The following is a 15006-nucleotide window of genomic DNA, read 5'->3' as shown; positions in this document are numbered from 1 at the left end:
GTCAAAAACGACCAAGTACTTTTTCGCTGTCGCGTTTGACAAGCTCCTCTTGTGATTTTCAACAAATATGGGCGACTGCGCGGCGGCAGGTGGCGGCGTCGTCGCCACCGGGTGATCTCCAAGCTGCCACCCGCACAGTAGTGAAGGATGGTCGGTTACTCCTGGGCTTTAAGGCTGCGGGGACATGCGGTGGGCGGACAGTAAGCCCTCCTATCAAGCTTCTGGAACTTCCTGCTTCCTGGAAAATGTCGGCGGCATACGGCACAATAAGTGGGTGATGAAATATGTGGACCTCTTTGCTGGATGCGGCGGGCTGTCGCTCGGAATCGAACGTGCGGGCGGTGAGCTTGTTGTCGCCGTGGAGAAGTCGGACATGGCAGCACGGACGTTCTTTCACAACCTTATTGACGATGCTTCCGACATGCACGAATGGTCTCGGTATGTGTCTAGCGCTCTGGCAGATCAGGTCCAGAGAGGGGTGGTTGTAAGGGAACTCAACGCTCTCTTGGCTGCGGGAGACGTCATGTCCGGACTTGCTGCGGAAGGCATCGACCTTGTCGTCGGAGGGCCGCCGTGTCAGGGCTTTTCGCTGGCAGGTCGTAGGAACCGGGACGACGTTCGCAACAAGCTTCCGTGGGAGTATCTGGAGTTCGTAGCACGGACGCAGCCAAAGGCTGTTGTCATCGAGAACGTCGTCGGGATGAACCAACGCTTCACACCGGACGAAGAGTCATCCTTCGTTCAGCTGCAGCAAGCGTTAGCCGAGACGGACCCTGGCTATGTCGTGCAGGGAGTGCTGGTCAACGCCATGCACTACGGTGCTCCCCAACATAGACCACGGCTGATGATTATTGGCCTCAGGGCGGACGTTGCAGCGGAAAAGGGGATCCGCACGACGGGTGCTTTATGGAAGTCGGACTTCATTGATGCCCTAAGTTCTCCCCTGCCTGATTTGGCTCCAGTTCCGACGGTGAAGCGCCTGGACGTTCGAACTGTAGAAGACGCGATTTCTGATCTGTCGCCTCATTCCACTTCGGGAAAGCGATCACGAAACCGTGCCTATTTGAAAGAGATGCGTGACACCGGCTGGAATCTCCGGCTGAAGCCTAAGGCGGAGGAGCTAAACCACGTACCGAGGCGACACGCTGCGCGTACGGTCGAACGGTTTCGTCTCTACCAGTATCTGTCTGAAGCCGGCCTCGATCAGCGCGTGGTAAGCCGCGCCGCAGTTATGTCGGATTCTGACGCGAGATTATATGTCAAGACTCAGTTGTTGGATGCGGAAGTGCCGGCAGTAGCTCCAGACGGCACAACCATTGCTTCTACGCTCGATGAGCTCTGCGACTTGGTGATCAATTTGGCCACCAAGAAGCATTCACAGAAAGTCTTGGGTTGGAACAGCCCTGCTCGAACTGTTGTGACCCTCCCGGACGACTATGTCCATCCCGTGGAACCGCGAATCTTTACCGTTAGAGAGATGGCCCGTTTTCAGGGATTCCCCACTGCGTTTGAGTTCTTAGGTAAAGAGACCACCGGGGCACATCGACGGCGTATAGAAGTGCCGCAGTACTCTCAGGTCGGAAACGCTGTCTCGCCGTGGCTCTCTTTCGCCGTCGGTAAAATGGTCGCCACCATTCTGAATTCGTCTCGGTAGGCCGGCGATCCTCTCATGGCGCCGTACCCCCGGAGTATGGCGCCATGGTTCCTTTATACCCACTGTTAGCGCCAAATGATCGCTGTCGAATGTCACCCGTCACCCCAACTTGTACACTTCAATGCAGGGAAAAAGCGTGTAAAATTCGCGGTCTGCGATCTTAAATAGCGGTCCTTGTTCCTTCACGCCTTTGCCAGGTTTTTTAGAGATCAAATGATCGACCGTGATGGATCCGGACGAAAGTAGCGGAACGACCTGATTGAGGACCGGTTTGCTCGTGTGGACTACTGAGTCGAACCGTATGTATTCGCCATCGCCCCTGCGTTCAGAGGTCGCCTTCACCCAAAAGGTCTCTGCATGTTTTTTACGCAGCGCTATTCGTAGAGACTCGAGTTCCCATTGAAGCCTAAATGTCGAGCCCGGTGTTTCAGCGTATTCTTGAAGAACCCTTTCATCGCGAGTGATGCGAAGCCTAAGCCCCTGGGAGTTTGCTCGCCGTGCACTAACCTCACAATTTAACTCGGGGAATCCGCGGCGTTGGTAACCATAGAGTTCGAGAAACTCAGCCGTGCTTCGAACCGTGCTCTGGTTCCAATCAGGCACCTTGGCAAACATCGTATGACGTGTTTGCGCCCTTGCTCGAGTCGATTTTATCTCGATACCCTTGTAGTCGGGGGCTTTACTGGAATTTGCCGCGATGCCCAACTCTGTCTCGAGGAGATGGCCCACTGCTGTGTCTCCGGTTCGATGAGTCTTGATAAAACCACGTTCTGCTAGTCCAAGCATGAGCTCCAGAAGCTCGGTTGAAGCGGAAATTCGGTTCATTGCTGCGCCACTTAAGATAGATCTCAGCAGTCCAGAGTGTTGCATTTCCGCGTCAATATCAAATTGATCCAGCCGCAGTATGTAGATCTTGTGCTCAACGCACAGGACCGCAGTAATATCGCCTGGACCGCAAATTCTTTTGATACTCGTTATTCTGAACCGTGGATCACCTGACTTAGTAACAGGTCGATACATGCCGACTTCGGATTGAACGGGCTCTCCGTTATCGATGATCATCGCGGGATGGACAACTTTGGCATCCTGTCCCTGCCCCTGCTTTGTGTAGTCATGTAGTCCGGACGCCTTCAAGAACTCCCGAAATTCCTGAGTTGCATCCGAGTATGCCTTCTCCAAAGTGGTCTTGGTTTGCTCGAGTAAGCCAAACTGGACGTCAAGACGCACAAGAAACTCAACATTGAGTCGCTCGAGTTCTGTCAATTCACGCATAGTCTCCCCAATCGCAACGTCTTGGCGTCTCATCCTCGCTCGGCTCCTACTATAGAGCCTTCGCGCGAGCGTCTCGCCCATACTTTTGGTACGCGAACATTCGCTTTGCGCGCCTAGTCGTATGTCACCCGTTTCTATCAGCCTTATAATCGAGTTGTGGCAGACTTCATGAGCCCGGAGCAGCGCAGCTCTCATATGGCCAAGATCCACTCAAAAAATACAAAGCCAGAAGTACGGTTGCGGAGCCTTTTACATCGCGCTGGTTATAGGTTTCGCCTCCACGACAAAGCCCTACCGGGACGGCCGGACCTGGTGTTTGCAGGTCGACGCAAGGTGATCTTCGTCAACGGATGTTTCTGGCACGGGCACGGATGCTCAGTCGGTTCACGTCTCCCTAAAACGAATACTGAGTTCTGGGCTTTAAAGCGCCGACGAAATCAGGAGCGGGATGCTCGACAACTCCGAGAGCTTGAGTCAATGGGCTGGACCGCACTTGTCGTTTGGGAATGCGATATATATGAAAATTCACCTGTAAGCGCGGAAGTATTTCAATTTCTAGGTTCACCCAGGTTGTCTTAGCCGCATTACTGTTGTCCTCTACGAAAGCAGCGTGCTCTAGGAAAGACTGACCTGTGCTTGGTTCCACGTGCCATACTTGCGACACGCAGCTCGGAGCGAGCAGGCCAACACGCTGTTGCTAGGGTTTGACCAGATTGCAGGCGGCATCGGGGCGCATCATAGAGCTCTGACGCGAGTCAAAACCCGCTTCCGTCCAAAGCACGTGTGATAGCTAGCCTCGATTTTTCATGACAGCTGTTTCCGGCCGCCGGTTTGTGTGGGCTGTTGATTTGCGATTGTTTTCTGTTTTCGGGCGCGGTGGTGTGGCCTGTTGATTCGCCTGGTTTGGCGCCGGTTCCACTTCCGGTGATGGGGCTGCTTGTCGGGCTTGGGTCTGTGCCTGCTCAGCCTGAGCCGGCGAGCACTTGTCTAAGGTGACGGGTGTTCTCCAGAAGCAGTTTCAGGAGGTCTTTCTCCGGTGCTGATTCGGGCAGGAGGAGCTGGGTGCGGCGGGCTCGGGTGATGATTTTCCCGGCGGTTGTGAAGAGCCGGTAGCGCCAGCGTTTGATGTCCCAGGTTTTGGCGTGGTGGCCGTCCGGGAGGGCGGCGAGCTGGAGCCAGGAGACCGCGTTGAAAGCCAGGGCGGCAATGTTCGCCCAGGCCTGGTTCGCGGCGAAATCGAAGAACGGGAGCTTGCCCAGGCCGGTGTTCTTCAGGGTTTTGATCCGGTTCTCACACCGTCCCCGGGCGCGGTGTCTGGCGTCCAGGAACGGTCTGTGCCAGCGCGGGGAGTTGGTCAGGAACGCGGTGATCCGGTGCCCGTCGGTATCAAGCAGAGTCGGCTGGGCGCCGGGGTGCAGCGGCTCGGCGCGCAGGAACAGTTTCGTGCCCGGAGGGTAGTCAGTGAGCGGGATGACGTCGGTGGCGTTGATGACCCACGCGTCGGTGCGGTTGTTTCCGGTCTGGTCCAGGGCCGGCTGCCAGTACTGTTTGTCGCTGATCCAGTCGACCATGTGGGCCTTGCCGAACGGGATGGTGTAGCTGGTGGTGAACTGCACGCCCAGGCTGTGCAGGTGCCAGAGGAATTTCCGTGAGGCCCCGGCACTGTCGGTCCGGACCAGGATCTTCTCCCCGGCCAGGACCCCGGTCTCGGTAAAGAAGCTCTGGGGCAGTTGGGCTGTGGCGGTATGGAAGACGCGGATGTGGTCCTCGGCGTTGTTCGCTCCGGCGTTTCCTGGCCGCAGCACCGCGGCCAGGATTTCCCCCGAGCCGTTACCGGCACCGTAATCACAGGATGCGATGAACGGGGCGAAGCCGTAGCCGCGTTTGTAGGTGCCGGCGACGTTTTCCTTATCGGAGTGGGAGGTCACCAGGGTCGCGTCGATGTCGATGACGAGCGGGTCTGCGGCGGTCGCGGCCCGTGCCGGGTTCCTTGCCCCGGCGGCGTTCCAGGCCTGGGTGCGCAGTTCCCGGGTGAGGGTTTCGAATCCGTAGCTGAACAGCTCCGGGTTCGTGACGGTGCGTTCGAAGAACCGGGACACCGTCGCGTTCGAAGGCAGTTGACCGAAGAGCGCGGGTGAGGACCGCAGGATGTCCAGGTCCGAGGCATGTTCACCGCCGGCGGCGAGCATCGCGGTCAGAGATCCAACCAGCCGTCCCGGCCGGTGCTTCGCTCCGGAGGGGACAAACTGGCCGAGCCTGTCCTCGCACAGCCCGCCGAAACCCAGCGCGTCCATGAAGCCGGTGAGCACCGAAACCCCGGCGTGGGAGATCAGCGACTGGCCGGTGAAACCGACGGGCAGGGACGGGAAAACGAAGGTAGACTTTTGCATCGAAAGGGTGCTCCCTCGCTCGGCAAATAACGGTCTCGACAACCACTATTTTCCCAGCTCAGAGCACCCTTTCCCCGATTAACACGCCAGCCCCACAGACCCGCCATGAAAATCCCGGGTTAGAGGCTCCGGTGGACAGCGAAAGCACCCGTGAAAACCCTGCTTTGGAAGAGCACTGAGACGGAGGCGCGCATGCGGAGCTTCCGGAAGAGATGAATCGGCATTCTGGTCTAAATGACCATCCTAATTAAGTGTCACCGGGTGTCCCGCGCATGTTCGGCAAGTTCTAGCCGTAACATGCAGTGGCTTTTTGGGGAATTCCGGAAGCCTGGTGGATGCAGATATGGAGCGGTGTTCTTGGTGTCACCGTCGCGGCCGGCGTAAGTGTCGTTGTAGCGCTGATCGTAGTTAAAGGGACAAACGCTCATCAATCCACCCTTTCGGACAGGATGCTGCTGGAGGAGCGCAAGAGAAATCGAGAGGCCTTGGCAGAGCAGCGGCTACGCGGGACGCCGCTGCTATAGAGATGCAAGGTGATGCGCCGAAGGCGCAATTGGCGCAGGAGAAGGCAGAAACGTCACGGCTGCGCATGATGTGGATCCGTGCCGAAGTGGTCATAGCCGCCAACAGCGTTCTTGACGCGGCACTGAACAACGCCAAGGCCATTGAACTTGCTGAGCCAGTCCTTGCAAGAGCCATCGCCAGATGGCGAATCGATAGTCAAGATGATGCGCTGGTCCAGAAGCTGCTGAGTTGGCCGCGATTTATCTGCTCGTTGGCATGGAGTTATCGGTGGGGCCGTGGACCACTGAAGGTCAAAGAAGGATGTAGGCCTGGCCTTTGAAAGGCTAAAGAACGCTGTGAGAATCCTTTCCGTAGTGGGCATTTACCTGCCTCAGGCTACTGAAGCTCGACCGGAGCTCGTTCACGTCCTACTAGACGAGGTTCGCGCGCATATCGAAGCAGGCGGCAGCGGGGAAGCAAGCGAGACAATGGCTCCTGATCTCGCCCGAGAGTCGGAGGGGTCGTTGAAGACCTGACCTCTGCGATGCATGCTGACTTCGAGGACTCCCGGCAGCTGGCGGTGGGATAAACATCCGTACGGTCCGTACTTGTGCTCGAAACTTCTGCTGCCCGAGCGACGCCTATGGGTGCCTGAAGGGCCGGGCCCTGTCTGGGGCTGGGGGTCCGGCCCCTGATTGGAAACTAACGTTCGGTTCCGCTAACGGTGGGCTGGAGTCGCAAAACTGCGCTCGTGCGTCCCTATCATGGCTGGCACATGACTTGGCGTCGCTCTTCTTACCGATTCGGAAGGCCTAAAATAGCCGAGGCGATCCGAAGGAGCAGTGCCGGCGATCACGCAAAGTCGATGTGGTCGCCGCCCGCCCTTCGCAGCAACCCACTGCTGGAGTGGGAAGAGCTCTTCATTCAGTGAAGACCATTGGCCTTCTTTATGCCGCTGACCAAAAGGTTTACCTGCTCATTCAGGTGGCTACTTTGCCAGTCGAGTAGGCTAGCCCGCTTTTCCGACGTTACATGCCGTGCGATTTTTACCTTATCCGGATAGGTCTTTGTATCGGGAAAAGGAGCGCCAATTGGGGATTCATAGAGGCTATCCGCGACAGGATAAGTGGCACTTCTGGGATGCGCCTTCTCGAGAGCGGCGCTCAACCAAGGAACAGGGACATAGTTTTCGATCGTGTACCCTTCTGTAATCCATGCCTGAGCTCCCATTTCTTCCAACTCCGTACGAATCCGCTGCTTCGTATCGTTCAAATCAGGCTTGTCGAGAGTTGCGTCCGAGTCGATGATGACAGCGAGGTTCCTATTAATCTTCAAAAGTTCAATGAGCTCGTCAACGTTGTCTTCATCTGCGCTGAGATGGCTCAGCATCGCACCTCCGTAGAATACGATGGAGTAGTGAACTCCTTCGAGAAGGTTGGAGTCGGCCAGTGTGATCCAGTGCTTCACGTAGATGCGATCAGATGGCCCCTCCACCCAAATCGCAAAATCAGATTGGACAAGATCCGATGCGCGGTTTCCGAGATCGGCCACTGCCAATGCCAGCGTATTACCGGAAGAAACGTTGTTAATCCTGTTGTGTTCATATGGGAGTGTGACGTGCGAGATTGAGACTCCCGGAGAGTTAAGTAGCGTCGCCGAGTGGGTAGCAATCATATAAGTATTGCTGGTCTCAAATAGGTACTTTATCAACTTTCGCTGTTGAGCTGGATGAAGGTGAAGCTCCGGTTCCTCAATGCATATGAGACTGTTGTCATAAAAAGTAGCCATAGCGGCAAGCATTATGATTTCACCTATGCCTGAGCCAAGCGATTCAAGTGGCATCCAGGGGGATGTTTCCCTACGCACCAAGATTGTTTCTTCTTTTGGACGAGGAACTTGCAGTTCAATCGATTGATCTTCTAGAATGTTGCGAACTAACGCGAGGAATGCATTGTACTTAGGCTCATAATCATCTAACTTGTCCTGCGGCGGTCGTTCCATCAAGGCAATGGTCCCAACGAGGCCTTTGCCGTTCGGGAGGCTTGAGTATATGTTCCCGTTTAGTGCGTCAGCCGTGATTTCCCGCTTCGCTTCCAATTTAACGGTCCTTGGAATGAAGGACCAAAAGGCAAGTTTCTGGAAGTATCCTGCTAGGTCTTGGGCCGGTCCGTATATGGAATCGGAAGCATCGTACTCGTCGTCGACAAGACCGCGCAGATCTCGGACGGCTGTAGTCGGGGAGATTGAAGCGCCCTTGCATGCGGCCTCAAACTGCTCAAAGTTCGGTACCAATTCGTAACTGTCGTCAAGATAAAAATCAAACCAGCAATATCCGGTCTGGCCGCGAGAATATTCTTCCTGGAGAAAAATCTTTTGGTATATGTCGTCTCCAAGTATCCCCAAGTGCCGCCAAGCATCGTCATCTGCCTCGAAGCAAAGCGATAGTTCCAAGGGATTTCTCGCTTGCCCCGCAGGTATATCCTCATTGCTCAGTGCGCCGCCGAAGTACGGGCGCCCGTCCAGATTCCTACTCTCGGTGCTGAGAGCATTGATTAGACGGAGCAGGGATGATTTCCCTGCATTATTGCGGCCAGCGATAAGGTGCACCTTCGCCAGCGTGCCTACCCTTGACATTCTCGGCCCGAAGCTTCTGTAGTTAGCCACGCCAAACCCGGCAAATTTACACATAGGTATAGAATAGTCGGCGGTGGACACAAGCCTTGGCCGTGATCGCCGCGTTCTGCATCATCCGCACCGTGCCCGCCGGCCGCCCCTTTTAGCGTCCGCGGCGCGATGGACTGGTGGGGCTTCGCCACGAGCGTCTGGCCGGCGCCGGCGAGAACCTCCTCGAAGGGGCGGATGCGTTGGATGCCGATGCGGGGGAGTGTGTCCGAGATGAAGCGTCCGACGCCGCGGCGCCCTGAGGCCGTCCTCCTCGAGTGGCATTAGGGCTTCGGGGGCATGGTGCGGCTGACCGTCATGTCGGCGCCGAGTTCGGTCTCGGAGGGAGCATGGAACCGGGAGAAGGAGCCCGTTGCGGATGTCCTCGGCAATCCGCGAGTAAACCGCCACGCGCAGCGGTGAGCCGGGCTGGGCGGCCACCGGCTCCTTCCATCAGCAGTCTTCTACTGACCCCAGGGTCCGTCAGTTCAACTACCGGAGGATGCGCGAAACGCGAGGTATTGGGCATCGGCGCGTCCCACAAGCTGGCCGAAGGCTTCCACGGCGAGGGGATCCCGGCAGCCCATGTCCGTGGACAGCCACCGGACCAGCAGCCCGGCGTCCCCGCTGGCCGTTACCGCTGAGCCAACAGCCATGTCCAGCTGGTCCCGCAGCAGCTGAACGGCGAGAACACCGGATCGGCTGAGCAGGGGAGCGGTATACTCCTCCAGCGCTTTCGCCACAAGACCCTCACGCAGCATCCGCAGCACCCGCCCCGAATCCGAGCATCCGGCCAGACCGGCAGCAAGCCGGTACGGGTTCGACTCCACCGCGTCGCCCAGCATTGACCGCACCCGGAACATCTCCGTCCGGATCGCCTGCGGCGTACCGGCATCGCCGTGCAGCTCATACGCCAGTTCGTCCGCGCTCCACCCCTGCGACCGGGAATCCAGCAACACCAGAATTTCAGCCCGACGCAGCGTCAGCGGCACCCGGCTCCCATCAGCAAACACCGCGGCAGGCCTGTCGCCCAGCAGCTCCAGCGACGAAACAACAGCACCAGGCCGGCGCGCACCCTGCCGGGACGCACGCCCTGAAGAAGAGGCACCAAGGGAGGAGCCGCCGTCGGACGTTCCCAACAGGGACTCGGCCACCCGGACGGCGCACCGCACCATCCGCAGCGTGTCCGCGCTGATGGTGTCCAGCGGCCCGGAAACATCCAGCACCCCGAGCAGCCCGCCCGTCAAAGGGTCCGTGATGGGCGCCGCCGTGCAGGCCCAGTCGTGGTGGGTGCGGACCAGGTGCTCGGCGGAGAACACCTGCACCGGGCCGCCGGTGACGAGGGCCTCGCTGATCGCGTTGGTGCCGATCCCGGCCTCGGACCAGTCCGCCCCTTCGGAGAACTCCAGCCGGTCCGCCCGGCGCAGGGCCTCCCGGCTGCCCACCCGCCACAGGATCTCACCAGTGGCGTCGGTGAGCACCAGCAGGTGCCGGCCGGAACTGGAATCGTCGGCCAGCAGGTCCTGCAGCGCCGGCATCACCTGGTGCAGCCGGTGCTCGCGCCGCAGCTGTACCACCTCGGACGGATCGTGCAGATGGCGCGGGCTGTGCTGGTCCGGGCTGATGCCCAGCGCCATGGACCGGCGCCACGACTCGGCCAGGGGTGTGGGGATCTCCGGGCGAGTGACACCGGAGATGACCAGCTCGTGGGCGCGGCGCAGGGCACGCGCGTACTTCGCCGGGTCCGAAAACCTCAGGCCGTAGTCCACCGTCTCCTCCTCACCGCCGGCGTCCTTGCCGGCAGTGCCCGTGTAACGCGCTTGTTACCCCCGCCGCGTTCCAATAGTGATGCAGCTCACGACCGCCCCAGCATACCGCAGGGACCCCGGCGGGACGGAGCCGCCCGGACCACCTGAGGGACCGACACAAAGGAGTGGAGATGACCGAAACACCCACCGCCGCCGCGCAGGCCTGGCTGGCCAGCCTGGACGCCGCGCTGCAGCGGCGCGACGTGGACGCCGCGCTGGACCTCTTCGAGGACGAGGGCTACTGGCGCGACTTCGTGGCGTTCACCTGGAACCTGAAAACACTGGAAGGCAAGGCGGATATCCGCCGCATGCTCGAGGCCATGCTGGACCATGTGCAGCCGGCCAACTGGGCGCTCGCGGAGGACGCCACCGGCAGCGCCGACGCCGACGGAACCGTGGAAGCCTGGATCACGTTCGAAACCGGTGCCGCCCGCGGCTACGGCCACCTCCGGCTCCGCAACGGCAAATGCTGGACGCTGCTCACCACCATGCAGGAACTGAAGGGCTTCGAAGAGAAGAAGGGCCCGCGCCGCGAGCAGGGCGTGGCGCACGCAATCATCCGCGGCCGCCGCTCCTGGAAGGAACTCAAGGAAGAGCAGGAGGCGCGGCTCGGCTACGAGGAACAGCCCTACTGCGTGATCATCGGCGGCGGGCAGGGCGGCATCGGCCTCGCCGCGCGGCTGAAGCGGCTCGGCGTGCCCACCATCGTGATCGAGAAGAACCAGAACCCCGGCGACTCCTGGCGCAACCGCTACAAGTCCCTGCACCTGCACGACCCCGTCTGGTACGACCACCTGCCCTACCTCAAGTTCCCGGACGACTGGCCCGTCTTCGCCGCCAAAGACAAGATCGGCGACTGGCTGGAGCACTACACCCGCATCATGGAGCTGAACTACTGGTCCGGCACCGAGTGCGTGGGCGCGGAGTACGACGACGGCACGCAGGAATGGGAGGTCAACGTCCTCCGCAACGGGTCACCGGTGACCCTCCGCCCCAAGCAGCTCGTCTTCGCCCTGGGCGTCTCCGGCTACCCGAACATCCCCGCCTTCGACGGCGCGCAGTCCTTCCTGGGCGAGCAGCGGCACTCCTCCCAGCACCCCGGCGGCGGCGACTGGACAGGCAAGAAGGCCGTGGTGATCGGCTCCAACAACTCCGCGCACGATATCTGCGCCGACCTCTGGGAGCACGGCGCCGACGTCACCATGGTCCAGCGCTCCTCCACCCACATCGCCCGCAGCGAATCACTGATGGACCTGGCGCTGGGGGACCTGTACTCGGAACGGGCTTTGGCTGCCGGGGTGACCACCGAGAAGGCCGACCTGCTCTTCGCCTCCCTGCCCATGCGCATCCTGCCGGAGGCGCAGGTGCCCGTGTACCAGGAGATGGCCAAGCGGGACGCGGAGTTCTACTCCCAGCTGGAGGCCGCGGGGTTCGAGCTGGACTTCGGCGTGGACGGGTCCGGCCTGTTCCTGAAGTACCTGCGGCGCGGCTCCGGCTACTACATCGACGTCGGCGCCTCCCAGCTGATCATCGACGGCCGGGTGAAGCTGAAGAACGGGCAGGTCTCCAAGATCACCGGCAACGCCGTGGTGATGGACGACGGGACAGAACTGGAGGCCGACCTGATTGTCTACGCCACCGGGTACGGGTCCATGAACGGCTGGCTCGCGGACCTGGTCTCGCCCGAGATCGCGGACCGGGTGGGCAAGTGCTGGGGCTACGGCTCCGACACGCCAAAAGACCCGGGCCCCTGGGAAGGGGAGCTGCGCAATATGTGGAAACCAACCAACGTCCCCAACCTCTGGATCCACGGCGGCAACCTGCACCAAAGCCGGCACTACTCCTCCTATCTGGCCCTGCAGCTCAAGGCCCGGATGGAGGGGCTGGAGACGCCGGTCTACGAACTGCAGCCCAGCCACCACACACGCTAACGAAAGAACCCATCATGAAGGCAGCACGATTCCACGCCCGCAAGGACATCCGCATCGAGGACATCCCGGAGCCGGAACTCCGCGCCGGGGCGGTGAAGATCGACGTCGCGTGGTGCGGCATCTGCGGCACCGACCTGCACGAATACCTGGAAGGGCCCATCTTCTGCCCGGCACCCGGGCATCCGCACCCGCTCTCCCACGAGGAATCCCCGGTGACCCTGGGGCACGAATTCTCCGGGACTGTCTCCGAGGTGGGCGAAGGGGTGACGGGCCTGGCGGAGGGGGACAACGTCGTCGTCGAACCCTATTTTGTGGACGGAACCTGCGACATGTGCCAGGCGGGCAGCTACCACCTCTGCCGGCAAATGGGCTTCATCGGGCTGTCCGGCGGCGGGGGAGGGCTGAGCGAGAAGATCGTGGTGGACGCACGCTGGGTGCACCCCATCGGGGACATCCCGCTCGATGAGGCGGCGCTGATCGAGCCGCTGTCCGTGGCGCACCACGCGGTGGCGCGCAGCGGCGTGAAGGCCGGCGACACGGCACTGGTGGGCGGGTCCGGGCCCATCGGGCTGCTCACCGCTGCGGTCCTGAAGGGCATGGGGGTGACCACGATCATCAGCGAGCTCACCCAGGCGCGCAAGGAGAAGGCCACCTCCAGCGGCGTCGCGGACCACGTCCTGGACCCGAGCAAGGAGGACGTGCCGGAGCGGGTGCGGGAGCTCACCGGCGGCACCGGGGCCGACGTCGCCTTCGAATGCGCCGGCGTGAACGCGGTGCTGGACACCATGCTCGACGCCGTCCGGCCCGGCGCCGTGGTGGTCAACGTGTCCATCTGGGGCGCGCCCGCCACCGTGGACATGCAGAAGATTGTGCTCAAGGAGATCGACCTGCGCGGCACCATCGCCTACGTCCGCGACCACCCCGCGGTGATCAAGATGGTGCAGGAGGGCAAGGTGGATCTCAAGCCGTTCATCACCGGCCGGATCGCGCTGGAGGACCTGGTGGAGCAGGGCTTTGACACGCTCATCAACCACAAGGACACGGCGGTGAAGGTGCTGGTGCACCCGTAGGTTCTGCCGGGCGGACCCCCGGCACGGAGGGAAGGAAGGACGACGGCGGGACGCACGTGCCGCCGTCGTGCCGCCTACCCTGCCTGCTGTCCAATGCCCGGGTAGCCGGAAACATAACAAGGGACATTTCCCCCTACCTAGCTGGGGCCTCGTCTGCGGAAGATTACCCCCATGAAAAAACTCTTGCTCGCCAGTCTCGCCGCACTTCACAACAGGTAGTACCGGTCCAAAAGACAGGTACGGGCCAACGGTGACCATGGTTTTGCCTGGTTTATAGACTCCGCTCACGCCGTATTTTCGGCCAGCCGTCAGAGGGTGGCTTCCGATGTCCGCACGCTCCACAACAGAATTCGCTCTTCAAGCAGGGGGAAACGTGATGCAGCTACTCAATACAGGGTCCCGGCGCTACCAAGGACCACGTTCGTTCGCTGCCCGCCTTCGCGGCCGGAGTGTGGCACTCATCGGGACGATCCTGGCGGCCCTCATGCTGGCGGGCAGTACCCCTGCAAACGCTGCAGCCACGGTGACTGCCACGATCCCGGTCGGTTCAAGCCCCAGGGAGGTTGCGTTCACCCCGGACGGGTCGAAAGCCTACGTCACCAACGGGGAAGCCAGGACGGTGTCGGTCATCGATGTCGTCTCGGACACGGTAACCTCCACAATCCCGGTCGGGGTGTCTCCCATCGATCTGGCGATCGCCCCGGACATGTCGATCGCCTATGTCACCAGTGGCGATTCCGACAAGGTGTCCGTTATAGATGTCACTTCGGGCACGGTGACTTCCACGATCACGATCGGCGCGGCTCCGTTCGCCGTTGCGTTCGCCCCGAACGGGATGACGGCCTATGTCACCAGCGGCGGCAGCAGTTCTGGCACAGTGTCGGTCATCGATGTGGCGTCGGGCACGGTGGCTTCCACGATCCCGGTCGGGCCCCTTCCGAATGCCGTTGCGTTTGCGCCGGACGGGTCGACGGCGTATGTCACCAATGGGCAGGATTCCGACATGGTGTCGGTCATTGATGTCGCCTCGGGGACCTGGACCTCCACGATCCCGGTCGGGTCGTCTCCGACCGATGTTGCGTTCACCCCGGATGGATCGGCAGCCTACACTGCCAACAACGAGGGCGATTCCGTGTCGGTCATCGACGTTGCGTCGGGTAGGGTCACCTCCACCATCCCGGTCGGGCGCGCTCCGGACGGTGTTGCCATCGCCCCGGACGGGTCGGAGGCCTACGTCACGAACTCCGGTGCCGACACGGTGTCGATCATCGGTGTGGCCTCGAATACCGTGACCTCGACGGTCCTGAGCGGGGCGCATCCGACGGGTGTTGCCGTCTCCCCGGACGGGTCGGCTGCCTACGTCGTCAACACCATTTCCAACACGGTATCGGTCATCACCGTGGACGCAGCACCGCCGGTGTTCACCGCGGCCACACCGCCCACCAAGGCGAACACGCGGACCGCCTACAACTACACGTTCGCCGCCACGGCTGCCCCCGCGCCGACCTTCCATGTGTCCTCCGGTGCACTGCCTGCAGGCTTGAACCTGGACACCGCCACGGGAGTTCTGTCCGGCACCCCGGCCAAGGCCGGCAAGTTCACATTCAGGGTCACCGCCTTCAACGGGGTCAGCCCCCACGCAGTCACGGACCGCATCACAATCACCGTGACCAAGGCGAAGGCCCGCTGAGCGGACACGCCACGGTCGGTCGAGCA

Annotated in this window: 10 protein-coding genes; 6 read left to right on the top strand and 4 right to left on the bottom strand. The window is 60.9% G+C overall.

Annotated elements, in window-relative coordinates:
• Positions 1–277: 277 nt before the first annotated feature.
• Positions 278–1654, top strand: coding sequence for a DNA cytosine methyltransferase (locus tag FB478_RS12110; RefSeq protein WP_144600707.1), 1377 nt, complete (start codon positions 278–280; stop codon positions 1652–1654).
• A 99-nt stretch (positions 1655–1753) separates the two neighbouring features.
• Here the strand turns inward: FB478_RS12110 and FB478_RS12105 are convergent, their stop codons facing one another.
• The gene (locus tag FB478_RS12105; RefSeq protein WP_222430064.1) at positions 1754–2959 is read right to left on the bottom strand and encodes an MvaI/BcnI family restriction endonuclease; all 1206 of its coding nucleotides are present in this window, start codon (positions 2957–2959) and stop codon (positions 1754–1756) included.
• 135 nt (positions 2960–3094) lie between these two features.
• Here FB478_RS12105 and FB478_RS12100 point away from each other — a divergent pair, with 135 nt between their 5' ends.
• Positions 3095–3505, top strand: a complete 411-nt coding sequence (locus FB478_RS12100; protein ID WP_315898343.1) for a very short patch repair endonuclease — start codon at positions 3095–3097, stop codon at positions 3503–3505.
• Positions 3506–3888: 383 nt separating this feature from the next.
• Here FB478_RS12100 and FB478_RS12095 read toward each other — a convergent pair whose 3' ends face one another.
• Positions 3889–5316, bottom strand: coding sequence for an IS1380 family transposase (locus FB478_RS12095; protein ID WP_144600629.1), 1428 nt, complete (start codon positions 5314–5316; stop codon positions 3889–3891).
• 526 nt (positions 5317–5842) lie between these two features.
• Here FB478_RS12095 and FB478_RS12090 point away from each other — a divergent pair.
• Entirely contained in the window at positions 5843–6160 is a 318-nt protein-coding gene (locus FB478_RS12090; RefSeq protein WP_144600627.1) for a hypothetical protein, read from the top strand.
• Between the two features lie 584 nt (positions 6161–6744).
• Here FB478_RS12090 and FB478_RS12085 read toward each other — a convergent pair.
• Both FB478_RS12085 and FB478_RS12075 read right to left on the bottom strand, forming a co-directional pair.
• Positions 6745–8508 carry an ATP-binding protein gene (locus tag FB478_RS12085; RefSeq protein ID WP_144600625.1) on the bottom strand — a complete coding sequence of 588 codons (1764 nt, stop codon included), beginning with the start codon at positions 8506–8508 and terminating at the stop codon, positions 6745–6747.
• A 461-nt stretch (positions 8509–8969) separates the two neighbouring features.
• The gene (locus FB478_RS12075) at positions 8970–10250 is read right to left on the bottom strand and encodes a GAF domain-containing protein (protein WP_144600623.1); all 1281 of its coding nucleotides are present in this window, start codon (positions 10248–10250) and stop codon (positions 8970–8972) included.
• A 170-nt stretch (positions 10251–10420) separates the two neighbouring features.
• Here FB478_RS12075 and FB478_RS12070 point away from each other — a divergent pair, with 170 nt between their 5' ends.
• From FB478_RS12070 to FB478_RS12060, 3 genes are all read left to right on the top strand, one after another.
• Positions 10421–12220, top strand: coding sequence for an NAD(P)/FAD-dependent oxidoreductase (locus FB478_RS12070; protein WP_144600621.1), 1800 nt, complete (start codon positions 10421–10423; stop codon positions 12218–12220).
• Positions 12221–12234: 14 nt separating this feature from the next.
• A complete protein-coding gene (locus tag FB478_RS12065) occupies positions 12235–13290 on the top strand; it encodes a 2,3-butanediol dehydrogenase (protein WP_144600619.1) in 1056 nt (351 codons plus the stop codon).
• A gap of 376 nt (positions 13291–13666) precedes the next feature.
• Complete coding sequence (locus FB478_RS12060; protein ID WP_261377397.1) at positions 13667–14980, top strand: beta-propeller fold lactonase family protein; 1314 nt, start codon at positions 13667–13669, stop codon at positions 14978–14980.
• Positions 14981–15006 lie beyond the last annotated feature (26 nt).

Source organism: Arthrobacter sp. AG367 (genome assembly GCF_007828995.1).
In the GTDB taxonomy this organism is placed as follows: Bacteria; Actinomycetota; Actinomycetes; order Actinomycetales; family Micrococcaceae; genus Arthrobacter.
This window is presented reverse-complemented; position numbering and strand designations above follow the sequence as displayed.

What these genes read in the sequence shown, in the direction of transcription:
- FB478_RS12110 (WP_144600707.1), top strand. Translation starts at nt 278, where the DNA reads ATGAAATATGTGGACCTCTTTGCTGGATGCGGCGGGCTGTCGCTCGGA.
- FB478_RS12105 (WP_222430064.1), bottom strand. Translation starts at nt 2,959, where the DNA reads ATGAGACGCCAAGACGTTGCGATTGGGGAGACTATGCGTGAATTGACA.
- FB478_RS12100 (WP_315898343.1), top strand. Translation starts at nt 3,095, where the DNA reads ATGAGCCCGGAGCAGCGCAGCTCTCATATGGCCAAGATCCACTCAAAA.
- FB478_RS12095 (WP_144600629.1), bottom strand. Translation starts at nt 5,316, where the DNA reads ATGCAAAAGTCTACCTTCGTTTTCCCGTCCCTGCCCGTCGGTTTCACC.
- FB478_RS12090 (WP_144600627.1), top strand. Translation starts at nt 5,843, where the DNA reads ATGCAAGGTGATGCGCCGAAGGCGCAATTGGCGCAGGAGAAGGCAGAA.
- FB478_RS12085 (WP_144600625.1), bottom strand. Translation starts at nt 8,508, where the DNA reads ATGTGTAAATTTGCCGGGTTTGGCGTGGCTAACTACAGAAGCTTCGGG.
- FB478_RS12070 (WP_144600621.1), top strand. Translation starts at nt 10,421, where the DNA reads ATGACCGAAACACCCACCGCCGCCGCGCAGGCCTGGCTGGCCAGCCTG.
- FB478_RS12065 (WP_144600619.1), top strand. Translation starts at nt 12,235, where the DNA reads ATGAAGGCAGCACGATTCCACGCCCGCAAGGACATCCGCATCGAGGAC.
- FB478_RS12060 (WP_261377397.1), top strand. Translation starts at nt 13,667, where the DNA reads ATGCAGCTACTCAATACAGGGTCCCGGCGCTACCAAGGACCACGTTCG.